The organism is Streptomyces sp. SCSIO ZS0520, from assembly GCF_025643355.1.
Lineage (GTDB): Bacteria > Actinomycetota > Actinomycetes > Streptomycetales > Streptomycetaceae > Streptomyces > Streptomyces physcomitrii.
In genome coordinates, this window is the sequence record NZ_CP092644.1 from 3,681,026 (window position 1) to 3,694,069 (window position 13,044).

A 13,044-nucleotide genomic window follows, 5' to 3' on the forward strand; every position below is an offset into this window, starting at 1 on the left:
GACGATCCCCTGATGAGCGACAAGGACCGCCTCATGGGCGACAAGGAACGCCGCGTGAGCGACAAGGACCGCCGCATGGGCGGCAGGGAGAAGAAGGCGTCCGGCCCCACGGGCACACCCGACCCGGCACCAGAGGCGCCGGAGGGGTCGGAGGGACCGGAGGCGCCGGAGGGACCGGAGGCGCCGGAGGGACCAGAGGCACCGGAAGGCCTGGACGCCCACCTCGTGGTCGAGCGCGGTGCCTTCCGGCTGGACGTGTCGCTGGCCGCCGCACCCGGCGATGTCCTCGCCCTGCTCGGCCCCAACGGCGCCGGCAAGACCACCGCCCTGCGCGCGATGGCCGGGCTCGTCCCCCTGACCGGCGGCCATCTGCGCCTGGACGGCGCGGAGTTGGACCGTACGCCGACGGAGTCCCGACCGGTCGGGGTGGTCTTCCAGGACTATCTGCTCTTCCCGCACCTCTCCGCCCTGGACAACGTGGCCTTCGGACCCCGCTGCCTCGGCGCGAGCAGGACCCAGGCCCGCGCCGAGGCCGCCGCATGGCTGGCGCGCATGGGGCTGTCCGAGCACGGGTCCGCCAAGCCCCGCCGCCTCTCCGGCGGCCAGGCCCAGCGTGTGGCGCTCGCCCGGGCCCTGGCCACCCGCCCCCGCCTGCTGCTCCTCGACGAACCGCTCGCCGCCCTGGACGCCCGTACCCGCCTCGATGTCCGCGCCCGGCTCCGGCGCCATCTGGCCGAGTTCGAGGCGGTCGCCGTCCTCGTCACGCACGACCCGCTCGACGCCATGGTCCTCGCCGACCACCTCGTCGTCGTCGAGGACGGACAGGTCGTCCAGCGAGGCACCCCCGCCGACATCGCCCGCCACCCGCGCACCGACTACATCGCCCACCTGGTCGGCCTCAACCTCTACCGGGGAGAGGCCGAGGGGCACACCGTCCGCCTCGACGGCGGACCGGAGGTCACGACGACGGAGGACCTCCTCGGCCCGGTCTTCGTCGCCTTCCCGCCGAGCGCGGTCACCCTCCACCAGGAGCGCCCCGGCGGCTCCAGCGCCCGCAACCTGTGGCGCTGCGAGGTGGCGGGCCTGGAGACCCACGGCGACCAGATCCGGGTCGCCCTCACCGGCGGACTCCCGCTGGCCGCCGACCTCACCACGATCGCCGCGGCCGAACTCGACCTGCGCCCCGGGGCCGTGGTCTGGGCGGCGGTCAAGGCAGCCCAGACGCACGCGTATCCCGCCTGAGGACGGGATCGGAGCGGGAGCGGCCGAAGGGCTCCAGGCCTGCGCCCGGAGCCGTCGGATAGGCCGCTCGGGTGATAGTTCCGGGAGGCGGTGTCGAGGACGGTGAAGAAACGTTGGCCCGATGTGGAGCCACGTGAACTTTGGGAACGCAACCTGCTGCTGGCCGAGGCGTTCTGCGGAACCGACGACCGGGTGCGCCAGGCGCAGGCGGTGATGGACGAGGCGCTGGCCAGCCGGACGAGGACGCTGGCCGCCTTCGCCGTGACCGTCGGCAGCGACGCCGCCGTGGCGAGTCTGATGGGCCTGAACGAGCGCGAGGTGCGGGTGGCACGTCGCACGGTCGGCAGGGAGGACGCCCGGGTCGTCGCCGACGCCCTGCTCAAGCAGCTCGCGGCAGTGACTCCCCCGCCGGCCGAGGTGCCCCCGCCGCCGGCCGACGCGCCCCCGCAGCCGCTCGCACCGGACCCGGATCCCGCGGGGGAGGCACCGGCGGAGGCCGCGCGAGCCCATGTGCCCCATCCGCGGGCGGAGGCCGAACCGTACGCCCACCCGGTCGCGAGGGAGGCCGCGGCCCCGGCCGCGACGACATGGACGGAGGGGATGGATTCCGTACTGCTGTGGAGCTGGCAGTCCGGACTCGACCTTCAGATCGTCGCGGAGGAACTCGGCCTGGACGCGAAGGAGTTGCTGCTGCGCGCCCAGAAGCTTGCCGCGGAGGGCCAACTGACGCCCAGGACACCGGCGTACATGGACGTCCGGGCGGGCCGCCACCGCCGCCACGACCCCGTGCAGTACACCTTCGTACCCGACAGCCCGGAGACCCTGTACAGCTCGCCGCACTCCTACGGCTGAGCGGCCCGGTCCGCGCTCTCCGGGCCTCTGCGGGTCTCACCGGGTGTCTCCGGGTGTCACCGGGTGTCACCGGCCCGGTCCGCCTGTGCCCCGGATCAGGACCGGCCCGGTCCGCCAGGGTCCCGGATCAGGTCCCTGAGGGCGGTGTTCAGCTCCAGGACGTTGACCTGGGGTTCGCCCAGGAAGCCGAGGAGCCGGCCGGTGGTGTGCTCGGCGACGAGGTCCTCGACCTCCTCGACGTCGAGGCCGTTCCGCTCGGCGACGCGGTGGACCTGCAGTGCGGCGTACGCGGGTGAGATGCCCGGGTCGAGGCCGGAGCCGGACGAGGTGACGGCGTCGGGCGGCACGTCCGCGGGCTTCACCCGGTGGGTGGCGGTGGAGTTGTCCTCGACCACGGCCGCCTTGGCGTCCTGGACCCACCGGATCAGCTCCGCGTTGTCGCCGGAGCGGTTGGTGGCGCCGGAGAGGATCAGGGAGTGCTCGGTGTTGACGCTGTTGGTGCCGAGGCCGTTGGAGGGGCGCGGCTGGAACCACCTCAGGTCCGGGTCGGGCGTCTCCTGGCCCTTCTTCAGCGGGAGGTCGTACCGCTGGCCGATGAGGGAGGAGCCGACGACCTGCCCGCTCCTGTCCCTGATCTCGGAGCCGTCGGCCTTGTCGTCGAAGAGGGCCTGGGCGATGCCGGTCACCGCGAGCGGGTAGACCACCCCGCAGACGAGGGTGAGGACGAGCAAGGCGCGCAGCCCGGCTCCGATCAGGCGTGCGGTGCTGCCGACGGGGAGGTGCGTCATGGCGGATCAGCCGATTCCGGGGAGGAGGGTGAGGAGCAGGTCGATGAGCTTGATGCCGGCGAACGGGGCGAGCAGGCCGCCGACTCCGTAGAGGCCGAGGTTGCGGCGCAGCATCCGGTCGGCACCGGCGGGCCGGTAGCGCACGCCCCGGAGGGCCAGCGGCACCAGGGCGACGATGATCAGCGCGTTGAAGATCACCGCCGAGAGGATGGCGGACTCCGGCGAGGCGAGGCCCATGATGTTGAGCCTGTCCAGCGACGGGTACGCCACCGCGAACATGGCGGGGATGATCGCGAAGTACTTGGCGACGTCGTTGGCGATCGAGAAGGTGGTCAACGCCCCTCGGGTGATGAGGAGTTGCTTGCCGATCTCGACGATCTCGATGAGCTTGGTGGGGTTGGAGTCGAGGTCGACCATGTTCCCGGCCTCCTTGGCGGCGGAGGTGCCGGTGTTCATCGCGACGCCGACATCGGCCTGGGCGAGGGCGGGTGCGTCGTTGGTGCCGTCACCGGTCATCGCGACGAGCTTGCCCCCGGCCTGCTCCCGCTTGATGAGGGCCATCTTGTCCTCGGGGGTCGCCTCGGCGAGGAAGTCGTCGACCCCGGCCTCCTCGGCGATGGCCTTCGCGGTCAGCGGGTTGTCACCGGTGATCATGACCGTACGGATGCCCATGCGGCGCAGCTCGTCGAACCGCTCCCGCATCCCCTCCTTCACCACGTCCTTGAGGTGGATCACCCCGAGGACCCGCGCGCCCGCGGCGTCCTCCACGGCCACCAGCAGCGGCGTGCCGCCGGCCCCGGAGATCCGCTCGGTGAGCGCCCGGGCGTCCGCGGCGACGCTTCCGCCCCGCTCCTCCACCCACGCCAGTACGGAACCGGCCGCGCCCTTGCGGATGCCGCGTCCGTCCAGGTCGACGCCCGACATCCGGGTCTGCGCGGTGAAGGCCACCCACGCGGCGCCGTCCAGCTCGCCCCGGTCCCGTTCCCGCAGCCCGTACTTCTCCTTGGCCAGGACCACGACGGACCGGCCCTCGGGGGTCTCGTCGGCGAGCGAGGACAGCTGCGCGGCGTCCGCGAGCATCTCCTCCGGTACGCCCTCGACCGGCAGGAACGCGGCGGCCTGGCGGTTGCCCAGGGTGATGGTGCCGGTCTTGTCGAGCAGCAGCGTCGACACATCCCCGGCCGCCTCCACCGCGCGGCCGGACATGGCCAGGACATTGCGCTGGACGAGGCGGTCCATGCCGGCGATGCCGATCGCGGAGAGCAGCGCCCCGATGGTGGTCGGGATCAGGCAGACCAGGAGCGCGGTCAGCACGATCAGGGAGGTCTGGTCGTCGGCGCCCGCGTAGACCGCGAAGGGCTTCAGGGTGACCACGGCCAGCAGGAAGACGATCGTCAGGGAGGCGAGCAGGATGTTCAGGGCGATCTCGTTGGGGGTCTTCTGCCGGGCGGCGCCCTCCACCAGGCTGATCATGCGGTCGATGAAGGTCTCGCCGGGCTTCGTCGTGATCTTGACGACGACGCGGTCGGAGAGCACCTTCGTCCCGCCGGTCACCGCGCTGCGGTCGCCGCCCGACTCCCGGATGACCGGGGCCGATTCGCCGGTGATCGCGGATTCGTCGACCGAGGCGACGCCGTCGACCACATCGCCGTCGCCGGGGATGATGTCCCCGGCCTCGCAGACCACCAGGTCCCCGATGCGCAGCTCCGTCCCGGCGACCCGCTCCTCCTTCGTACCGGTGATCCGGCGGGCGACGGCGCCGGTCCTGGCCTTGCGCAGGGTGTCGGCCTGGGCCTTGCCGCGGCCCTCGGCGACCGCCTCGGCGAGGTTGGCGAAGACGGTGGTCAGCCAGAGCCAGCCGGTGATCGCCCAGCCGAACCAGTCGGTGGGATCGGCGAGCGCCAGCACGGTGGTGACCACCGAGCCGACCAGGACGACGCACATCACCGGCGACTTGATCATCACGCGCGGGTCGAGCTTGCGCAGTGCGTCCGGGAAGGACGCCAGCAGCTGCTTCGGGTCGAAGAGTCCGCTGCCGACAGGGGTGGCTGCCCCTCGGCCACCGGTGGGCGGCATGTCGTCGTGAGGGGCGCGGGTGGGAGTGGCGGTGCTCATGAGGCGAGCCCTTCGGCAAGCGGGCCCAGCGCCAGGGCCGGGAAGTAGGTGAGTCCGGTGATGAGGAGGATGGTGCCGACGAGCAGCCCCGCGTAGAGCGGCTTGTCGGTGCGCAGCGTGCCCGCGGTCGTGGGCACCGGCTTCTGCTCGGCGAGCGAGCCCGCGAGGGCCAGGACGAAGACGATCGGCAGGAAGCGGCCGAGCAGCATCGCGATGCCGAGGGTGGTGTTGAACCACTGCGTGTCGGCGTCGAGCCCGGCGAAGGCGGAGCCGTTGTTGTTGGCGCCGGAGGTGTAGGCGTACAGGATCTCGGAGAAGCCGTGTGCCCCGGAGTTGGTCATCGAGTTGCCGGGGGTGGGCAGCGCCAGGGCCGCGGCGGTGAAGCCGAGCACCAGGGCCGGGGTGACGAGGAGGTAGCAGGCGGCGAGCTTGATCTGGCGGGTGCCGATCTTCTTCCCCAGGTACTCCGGGGTGCGGCCGACCATGAGCCCGGCGAGGAACACTGCGATGACCGCCATGATCAGCATGCCGTAGAGGCCGGAGCCGACACCGCCGGGCGCGATCTCGCCGAGCTGCATGCCCAGCATCGTGATGCCGCCGCCGAAGCCCGTGTACGAGGAGTGGAAGGAGTTCACCGCGCCGGTCGAGGTCAGCGTCGTGGCCACGGCGAAGAGCGAGGAGCCGGCGATCCCGAACCGGGTCTCCTTGCCCTCCATCGCCCCGCCCGCGATCTCGAACGCCGGTCCCCGGTGGGCGAATTCGGTCCACATCATCAGCGCCGTGAAGCCGAGCCAGATGACGGCCGTCGTGCCGAGGATCGCGTACCCCTGCCGCAGCGAGCCGACCATCCGGCCGAAGGTCCGGGTGAGCGCGAACGGGATCACCAGGATGAGGAAGATCTGGAAGAGGTTGGAGAGCGGGCTGGGGTTCTCGAAGGGGTGGGCGGAGTTGGCGTTGAAGTAGCCGCCGCCGTTGGTGCCCAGCTCCTTGATGGCCTCCTGCGAGGCGACCGCGCCGCCGTTCCACTCCTGGGTGCCGCCGGTGAACTGGCCGACCTCGTGGATCCCGGCGAAGTTCTGGAGGGCGCCGCAGGCGACCAGCACGAGCGCGCCGACCACCGAGAGCGGGATCAGGATGCGCACCGTGCCGCGCACCAAGTCGGCCCAGAAATTGCCGAGTTCACCGGTACGCGACCGGGCGAAGCCGCGCACCAGCGCCACGGCCACGGCCATGCCGACCGCCGCGGAGAGGAAGTTCTGCACCGCGAGCCCGCCGGTCTGCACGACGTGGCCCATGGCCTGTTCGCCGTAGTACGACTGCCAGTTGGTGTTGGCGACGAAGGACGCGGCGGTGTTGAAGGCCTGGTCGGGATCGATCGAGGAGAAGCCGAGCGATCCGGGCAGCGAGCCCTGGAGGCGCTGCAGCAGGTACAGGAAGAGGACGCTCACCGCCGAGAAGGCGAGCAAGCCGCGCAGATAGGCGGGCCACCGCATCTCGGCGGCCGGATGGGCGCCGATGGCCCGGTATATCCACTTCTCCGGCCGGTAGTGCTTCTCGGAGGAGTAGACCGTGGCCATGTAGTCGCCGAGCGGACGGTAGGCGAGCGCGAGCGCGGCGACCAGGGCGAGCAGCTGGAGCACACCAGCGATCTGGGGACTCATGGCGGCACTCAGAACCTCTCCGGGAAGAGGAGGGCCAGAACGAGATATCCCAGCAGGGCGACGGCCACCACGAGACCGACGATGTTCTCGGCATTCACAGCTTGGTCACCCCCCGGGCGATGAGAGCCACCAGCGCGAATACCGCGACCGTGGTGACGACGAAGGCCAGGTCGGCCATCGTTGACTCCTGATTGACGTGAGGAAGGGAATCGGCCTTCTGGCCGATAAGAGCAAACCTCGGTTTCCGCCCGCTGATAGCCGCCTTGACGGGCCCCATACGAACAGCGGTGAACCCTTGACGCCGATCTGACGCGACCCCCCGCGACGCGCCACCAAGCGTTGCCTCGGCTCCACGGAAAGAAACGGGTTCCGGCCGGAGCCCCGGGAAACGGGCCGCCCGCTCGCCCGGTGCGTACACGGTCTGACCGGCACTCTTGCCGGTACGGGCCCTCCCTGACGCCTTCTTGACGGCACTCCGGCGGAATGCACGTCCAGCCGTCAGAAGAGCGCCAATTCCTCGTCCTGGGAGGGGAGTTCAGGGGCTTAAGGTGTTACATTCCCTGCGGCCATCGGTGGCCTCCTCGGGGAAATGCAGCTCGGGCGAGGAAGCTTGAGGGAAAAGAGCACCGGCCGCCCTGTCAAAGCTCGGACCGGTGCATCTTCCGAAACCGTAAACAACTCGCCGTCTGCGTAAGGGATTTCCCCCCATGCCCCCGCGGGCCGGCATCCCGCCTGGTAGGCACCGGCCACCGGCACCGCGAGCAGTTCACCGGGGCGGGCGCGGAGGATCAGGGGCAGCAGGCGCAGCCCGGGTGGCAGCCGCAGGCCTCCGGCTCGGCGGGGGCGGAGGCGGTCGCCGCGGAGGGGTGGGCCGCGGGGGCGCAGCAGCCCTTGCCCTGCCAGGCGTCGACGCCCTCCCTGACCGCGACGGCGGCGATGACGAGGGCGGCGGCGGGATCGGCCCAGGACCAGCCGAGCGCCGCGTTGAGCACCAGACCGGCCAGCAGGACGGCGGAGAGGTAGGTGCACAGAAGGGTCTGCCGGGAGTCGGCGACGGCGGAGGCGGAGCCGAGCGCGCGCCCGGCCCGGCGCTGGGCGGCGGACAGGAACGGCATGACCGCCAGCGACAGGGCGGCGAGGACGATGCCGGGGGTGGACCGTTCGGCCTCGCCGCTGCCGGCCAGGGTGCGCAGGGCCTCGGCCCCGGCGTACGCGGCGAGGGCGAAGAAGGAGACCGCGATGATCCGCAGGGCCGTCTTCTCCCGGGCGTCCCGCACGGCAGGGTCGCGGGCGGAGAACTGCCAGGCGACCGCCGCCGCGGAGGACACCTCGATCACGGAGTCCAGCCCGAAGCCGACCAGCGCCGTGGAGGAGGCGGTGGTGCCCGCGGTGATCGCGACGACGGCCTCGACGACGTTGTAGGTGAGGGTCGCGGCGACCAGGAGGCGGATGCGGCGGGCGAGCGCGTCACGGCGGGCCGGGGAGGCGCCGAGGGAGGTCGCGCTCATCTCAGCAGCAGTCCTTCGTGGCGGCGTCCGGGCAGGTCCGGTCGGATGCGACGGCGACCACGGCGGCGAGGAGGTGGTCCAGGGCGTGGCCGAGGCGTTCGTCGGCGAGTTCGTAGCGGGTGCGGCGTCCGTCGGGCGTGGTGACGACGAGGCCGCAGTCGCGCAGGCAGGCCAGGTGGTTGGAGAGCCTGGTGCGGGAGATGCCGAGGGCGTCGGCCAGCTCGGCGGGGTAGGCCGGTGCCTGCCGCAGGGCGAGCAGGATGCGGCAGCGGATCGGGTCGGCGAGCGCGCGGCCGAAACGGGTCAGTACGTCGATGTCCGGGGCGACGGTCAGCATGGATTCGACAGTACACAAGAACCTGAATTCAGGAAACGATGAACCATAAACCATGGACCATGAACGGAAGCGGGCCCGGGTCCCTGGCCACCGGCGCTCGGCGGACCCCGCGGCGAGCCGTTCGCCGCGACCTCGACCGAGCGGGGCGAGCTGCCCGCCGTCGCCGCACCCGCCGCCCGCACACCGAGGACCAGGAAGCGCCTCCGCTCTCCGCCGATTCCGTACGCACCGTGGTCATCGGCGGAGCCCACCGGGTGCGATGATCGGCGTGTTCCGGGTGAGGAGGAACCGCGATGCAGGTTCCGGTGTCAGGTGTGGAGCGTTCCTCCGACGCCGGGGCGTGGGCGGTGCTCGCCCTGTTCGGGGAGATCGACCTGTCCGTGGTTCCGCAGGTACGCGAGGCCGTCGACGAACTGGTCTCCGGGGACCGGGTGAAGCTGGTGTGGGACCTGGCCGGGGTGAGCTTCATGGACTCGGCGGGGCTGGGTGTCCTGGTCTACACGATGCGGTCGGTGGAGGCCTCGGGGGGCAGTGTCCGCCTGGCGGGGGCGGACGCGCAGGTGCGGCGCATGCTGGAGCTGACCGGGCTGGACACGGTGATCGAGGGCTACCCCGATGTCGCGTCCGCGGCCGGACGGCCCACCGGATGAGAGCGGACGGATCGCGCCCGCTTCCGGCCCCGGAGCCGGATCCGGTCCGATGCGGCGGGTGGAGAAGATCTTGGGTGAGGGCACCGCTGCCGTTCCGCCGACCGGTGAGGCCCTGATGTCCGCCCTGTTCGACGCGGCCGGGGCGGGCGTGTACGCGGTGGACGCCCAGGGCCGGGTGATCGCCTGCAACCCGTGGGCGGAGCAGCTGCTGGGCTACGCGCCGGGCACCCTGATCGGTGTCGACGCCCACCACACGCTCAACCCCCGGCCCGCGAACGGCGCCGGGCTCCGGGAGCAGCGGCCGATCCTCACCGATGTCACCCAGGGCAAGCGGATCAGCGGCGACCGCGCCGTCCTCCTGCGCGCGGACGGCACCGCGCTGCCGGTGTGGTGGTCGGCCGTCCCGCTCCCGCCCGAGGCCGGGCACGGTGTGGGCGCCGTCGTCGTCTTCCACGACGTGTCCGCGCAGCGCGAGCGCGCCGAGCAGCGGGCGGACCGCTACGCGCACAGCGAGACCCTGCGCGAACAGGCCGAGTACGACCTCGCGGAGATCACCTGGCTCGGCGAGATCACCCTCGCGATGGTCAGCACCCTGGACGCCCGGCAGGCGCTGGACCGCCTGGTGCGCCAGCTGGTGCCCCGCCTCGCGGACACCGTCCTCATCGACCTCGCCGAGGGCGGCGCCCTGCACCGGGCAGCCTGGGCGCACCACCAGCCCGGCACTCTGGCGCCCTCCCCCTGGGAGTCGGACGTACCGGAGAACCCCGCGCACCGCGAGGCGCTGGTACGGATCCGGCGGGGAGCCGGGATGCAGCACCTGCCCAAGCCCGACACCGCGTCCGCGGATCTGCTGGGCCTCGTCGAGGCCGAGGACGTCCTGGTGGTGCCCCTGCGGCTGCGCGCCAGGACGCTGGGCGCGCTCACCCTGGCCCGCAGCGCGGGCAGTCCGCCCTTCCACGAGGGCGACCGGGTCCTGGCGGAGGAGGTCGCCCGCCGGACCGCGCTCGGACTGGAGAACACCCATCTGCACGCCGCCCAGGCGGACATCGCCGCCACCCTCCAGCGCGCCCTGCTCACCGACCTGCCGCAGGTGACCGGCCTGGAACTGGCCGCCCACTACCAGCCCGCGCAGCGCGCCGCCGAGGTCGGCGGCGACTGGTACGACGCCTTCACCCTGCCGGGCGGCGACCTCGCCCTCGTCATCGGCGATGTCACCGGCCACGACATCCAGGCCGCCTCCCGCATGAGCGAACTGCGCAACATGCTCCGCGCGCTGGCCGTCGACCGCCCGGAGGAGGACCCCGGCAGGATCCTGCGCCGCCTGGACTCCACCCAGGCCCACCTGAGACTGGCGGACTCCGCCACCGTCGTCCTCGCCCGGCTGCACCCCCAGTCCGACGGAACATGGGAACTGTCCTGGTCGGTCGCCGGCCACCCGCCGCCCCTGCTGCTGGCCACCGGCGGCACCAGCACCTACCTGACCGGCCCGCACGCCATGCTGCTCGGCGTGCGGCCCACGATGGCCCGCCCCACCGCCCGCATCCCGCTGCCCGCCGGGGCCACCCTCGTCCTCTACACCGACGGCCTCGTCGAATCCCGCACCCAGGGCATCGACACCGGCATGACCCGCCTGCGCCAGCACCTCGACGCCCACCGGCACCTGCCCCTGCTGCGGCTGTGCACCCGGCTGGCCGCCGAACTCGGCGACACCCGCGACGACATCACCCTCATCGCCGTCCGTACGCCCCGGCCCTGAGCCCCGGTTCCCGCGAGACCAGGGTTGGTTTCCCGCGCACGGACCCGCGCCGCCGCGGCACCATCGCCTCAGCGGGCACGTCGTCACGGGGCACCTCGCCGACGCCGCCCGGCCGGGAAACAGCCTCGCCGCGACTACCCTCCCTCGCACCCCGCTTCTTCATCCGACCCGATCGAGAGGAACACCCCATGACCCGCGTACTGTTCGTCATCTCCGCCGCCACGGGCTGGACCCTGGCCGACGGCAGCGTCCACCCCACCGGCTACTGGGCCGAGGAGGTCGCCGAGCCCCACCGCGTCTTCCGCGAGGCCGGCTGGGACCTCACCGTCGCCACTCCCGGCGGGGTCGCGCCCACCCTCGACGAGCTGAGCCTCGGCCTGGCCGGTGGACTTCCGGGCACCCGCAAGAGGATCCGCGCCTACCTGGACTCGATCGCCGACGAGCTCGACCATCCCCTCAGCCTCGACAGCGTGGACGAGTCCCCGTTCGACCTCGTCTTCTATCCCGGGGGGCACGGCCCCATGGAGGACCTCGCGGTCGACGCCGTCTCGGGCGAGCTGCTCACCCGCCGACTGGCCTCGGACCGGCCCCTCGCCCTGCTGTGCCACGCCCCCGCGGCCATCCTCGCCGCGCGCAACCCCGACGGGTCGAACCCGTTCGCCGGGCGGCGGATGACCGGCCTGTCCAATATCGAGGAACGCCTCAACACCTTCTCCCGCAAGGCCAAGTGGTTCCTGGAGGACCGCATGGTCGAGGTCGGCGTCGCGTACGACAAGGCCCGGCTGCCGCTGCGCCCGCACGTCGTCGTGGACGGGAACCTGTACACGGGGCAGAACCCCCAGTCCGCGACCGCCCTCGCCACCGCCCTGGTCAAGGCGCTCTCGGCACCGTGACCGTGCCCCTCCCGTACGGAGGCCGTCGCCGCCGGGACGCGCGGCCCCGGGGCGCGCGTCAGCCGAGGATGCCGGTGATGCCCTCCCGGAGGGAGGTGACGGGGAACTCGGGAAAGCGCTCCGTGAACTTCGCGGTCTCGAAGAGGTTGTCGCCGCGGTAGCGCGGCAGCAGTTCCCGTACCTCTCCGAGCGGCCCGATGAAGCGTCCGCCGATGGTGAAGGCGGCCAGCGGCAGCACGGTGTACCCGATCCGGCGGCCGGTGACCTCCTCGGCCACCTCGATGATCTCGGCGTAGGTGCGGCGGTGGGGGTCGACGGGCAGGTGCCAGGTCTGGCCGTAGGCGTCCGGGGTGTTGCCGATCAGGGCGGTGGCCCGGCTGGCGTCCGGCGTCCAGATGAGGGACCGGACGGTCTTCGCGCTGACGGGGACTAGGGGCCGCTTGCCCGCCTTGATCCGGTCGAAGACGAGCGAGTTGGTCAGGCTCTTGGTCTTTCCCGGACCGTAGAACTCCGGGGCCCGGCAGACGACGGCGTCGAGCGACCCGGCGCTCATCGCGTCGAGCAGCATCGTCGCGATCTGCGCCCGCACCCGGCCCTTGCGGCCGTTCGGCTCGAAGCCGGTCGACTCGGTCTGCGGGGTGGTCGTCCCCGGATACATGTACGTGTTGTCGAAGAACACCAGCTTGGTGCCGTGCTCGGCGCAGGCGTCGATGACATTGCGCATCATGACGGGGAACTGCCGCTCCCACAGCTGCGAGTCCATGGGCAGGCCCGCGGTGAGATAGGCGATCTCGCTGCCCTCGACGGCCCGGGCCGTGGCCTCGGGGTCGGTCAGGTCGGCCTTGACGAGCTGGTCGGTCTCGTGGATCTTCGCGGGGTCGCGGCCGACCAGCCGGATGTCGTGCGTGAAATGGCGGTACAGCTCGCGGGTGAGCTCTTCGCCGATCGGGCCGTTGGCGCCCAGGACGGTCTGCATGGGATTCCCTGACTCCTTCGTGTCTGCGTGATGCCCGGAAGGCTTGGTGCCCGGAAGGCGCTCGAGGGTCTTCAGGCCCGCGGAAGCGAGGCGGGCGCAGCGTGCGGGCCCCCGATTCCTGCCGCTGTACAGCAACCGTACACCAGAATGTTTGCACCGCTTACATCTGCGGGGACGGCCCCTCGGCTCACGGCACCGGCTGCCGCCGCACCTCAGCATTGCCGCAGCTCACCCTGCCCGCGGCGCGACCCGGAGCGCGCGGCCAC

General features: G+C 72.1%; 13 protein-coding genes. 5 read left to right on the plus strand and 8 right to left on the minus strand.

Translation table 11 applies throughout. The annotated features are described in order from the left end of the window. Positions 1-75: 75 nt before the first annotated feature. Both MID12_RS14135 and MID12_RS14140 read left to right on the plus strand, forming a co-directional pair. Entirely contained in the window at positions 76-1,242 is a 1,167-nt protein-coding gene (locus MID12_RS14135; protein WP_263173141.1) for an ABC transporter ATP-binding protein, read from the plus strand. A gap of 123 nt (positions 1,243-1,365) precedes the next feature. After that, positions 1,366-2,094: a hypothetical protein gene (locus MID12_RS14140; RefSeq protein ID WP_263167505.1), complete on the plus strand. Its 729-nt coding sequence runs from the start codon at positions 1,366-1,368 to the stop codon at positions 2,092-2,094. Positions 2,095-2,189: 95 nt separating this feature from the next. Here MID12_RS14140 and MID12_RS14145 read toward each other — a convergent pair whose 3' ends face one another. From MID12_RS14145 to MID12_RS14175, 7 genes are all read right to left on the minus strand, one after another. Next, positions 2,190-2,882 carry a potassium-transporting ATPase subunit C gene (locus tag MID12_RS14145; protein ID WP_263167507.1) on the minus strand — a complete coding sequence of 231 codons (693 nt, stop codon included), beginning with the start codon at positions 2,880-2,882 and terminating at the stop codon, positions 2,190-2,192. 6 nt (positions 2,883-2,888) lie between these two features. Beyond that, complete coding sequence (gene kdpB, locus MID12_RS14150) at positions 2,889-4,997, minus strand: potassium-transporting ATPase subunit KdpB (RefSeq protein WP_263167510.1); 2,109 nt, start codon at positions 4,995-4,997, stop codon at positions 2,889-2,891. After that, on the minus strand, positions 4,994-6,658 hold the full coding sequence (gene kdpA / locus MID12_RS14155; protein ID WP_040250636.1) for a potassium-transporting ATPase subunit KdpA: 1,665 nt from the start codon (positions 6,656-6,658) through the stop codon (positions 4,994-4,996). Before kdpA ends, kdpB begins: the two co-directional genes overlap by 4 nt. Before the next feature lie 8 nt (positions 6,659-6,666). After that, positions 6,667-6,756, minus strand: a complete 90-nt coding sequence (gene kdpF, locus MID12_RS14160) for a K(+)-transporting ATPase subunit F (RefSeq protein ID WP_040250638.1) — start codon at positions 6,754-6,756, stop codon at positions 6,667-6,669. Then, positions 6,753-6,935 carry a hypothetical protein gene (locus MID12_RS14165; RefSeq protein ID WP_263167511.1) on the minus strand — a complete coding sequence of 61 codons (183 nt, stop codon included), beginning with the start codon at positions 6,933-6,935 and terminating at the stop codon, positions 6,753-6,755. The genes kdpF and MID12_RS14165 overlap by 4 nt, the downstream gene beginning before the upstream one ends. A 511-nt stretch (positions 6,936-7,446) precedes the next feature. After that, on the minus strand, positions 7,447-8,166 hold the full coding sequence (locus tag MID12_RS14170) for a cation transporter (RefSeq protein ID WP_263167512.1): 720 nt from the start codon (positions 8,164-8,166) through the stop codon (positions 7,447-7,449). A gap of 1 nt (position 8,167) precedes the next feature. Next, positions 8,168-8,503: an ArsR/SmtB family transcription factor gene (locus tag MID12_RS14175; RefSeq protein WP_263167513.1), complete on the minus strand. Its 336-nt coding sequence runs from the start codon at positions 8,501-8,503 to the stop codon at positions 8,168-8,170. A 293-nt stretch (positions 8,504-8,796) separates the two neighbouring features. Here MID12_RS14175 and MID12_RS14180 point away from each other — a divergent pair, with 293 nt between their 5' ends. The 3 genes from MID12_RS14180 to MID12_RS14190 all read left to right on the plus strand — a co-directional run bounded on the left by MID12_RS14180 (position 8,797) and on the right by MID12_RS14190 (position 11,802). Continuing rightward, on the plus strand, positions 8,797-9,153 hold the full coding sequence (locus tag MID12_RS14180) for an STAS domain-containing protein (protein ID WP_052482336.1): 357 nt from the start codon (positions 8,797-8,799) through the stop codon (positions 9,151-9,153). Between the two features lie 58 nt (positions 9,154-9,211). Continuing rightward, positions 9,212-10,909, plus strand: a complete 1,698-nt coding sequence (locus MID12_RS14185; protein WP_263167516.1) for a SpoIIE family protein phosphatase — start codon at positions 9,212-9,214, stop codon at positions 10,907-10,909. A gap of 188 nt (positions 10,910-11,097) precedes the next feature. Beyond that, on the plus strand, positions 11,098-11,802 hold the full coding sequence (locus MID12_RS14190) for a type 1 glutamine amidotransferase domain-containing protein (protein WP_040250648.1): 705 nt from the start codon (positions 11,098-11,100) through the stop codon (positions 11,800-11,802). Positions 11,803-11,860: 58 nt separating this feature from the next. Here the strand turns inward: MID12_RS14190 and MID12_RS14195 are convergent, their stop codons facing one another. Beyond that, complete coding sequence (locus tag MID12_RS14195) at positions 11,861-12,778, minus strand: NAD-dependent epimerase/dehydratase family protein (RefSeq protein ID WP_263167519.1); 918 nt, start codon at positions 12,776-12,778, stop codon at positions 11,861-11,863. Between the last annotated feature and the right edge of the window lie 266 nt (positions 12,779-13,044).

What these genes read in the sequence shown, in the direction of transcription:
- MID12_RS14175 (WP_263167513.1), bottom strand. Translation starts at nt 8,503, where the DNA reads ATGCTGACCGTCGCCCCGGACATCGACGTACTGACCCGTTTCGGCCGC.
- MID12_RS14145 (WP_263167507.1), bottom strand. Translation starts at nt 2,882, where the DNA reads ATGACGCACCTCCCCGTCGGCAGCACCGCACGCCTGATCGGAGCCGGG.
- MID12_RS14195 (WP_263167519.1), bottom strand. Translation starts at nt 12,778, where the DNA reads ATGCAGACCGTCCTGGGCGCCAACGGCCCGATCGGCGAAGAGCTCACC.
- MID12_RS14190 (WP_040250648.1), top strand. Translation starts at nt 11,098, where the DNA reads ATGACCCGCGTACTGTTCGTCATCTCCGCCGCCACGGGCTGGACCCTG.
- MID12_RS14135 (WP_263173141.1), top strand. Translation starts at nt 76, where the DNA reads ATGGGCGGCAGGGAGAAGAAGGCGTCCGGCCCCACGGGCACACCCGAC.
- MID12_RS14170 (WP_263167512.1), bottom strand. Translation starts at nt 8,166, where the DNA reads ATGAGCGCGACCTCCCTCGGCGCCTCCCCGGCCCGCCGTGACGCGCTC.
- kdpA (WP_040250636.1), bottom strand. Translation starts at nt 6,658, where the DNA reads ATGAGTCCCCAGATCGCTGGTGTGCTCCAGCTGCTCGCCCTGGTCGCC.
- MID12_RS14180 (WP_052482336.1), top strand. Translation starts at nt 8,797, where the DNA reads ATGCAGGTTCCGGTGTCAGGTGTGGAGCGTTCCTCCGACGCCGGGGCG.
- kdpB (WP_263167510.1), bottom strand. Translation starts at nt 4,997, where the DNA reads ATGAGCACCGCCACTCCCACCCGCGCCCCTCACGACGACATGCCGCCC.
- MID12_RS14165 (WP_263167511.1), bottom strand. Translation starts at nt 6,935, where the DNA reads ATGGGGCCCGTCAAGGCGGCTATCAGCGGGCGGAAACCGAGGTTTGCT.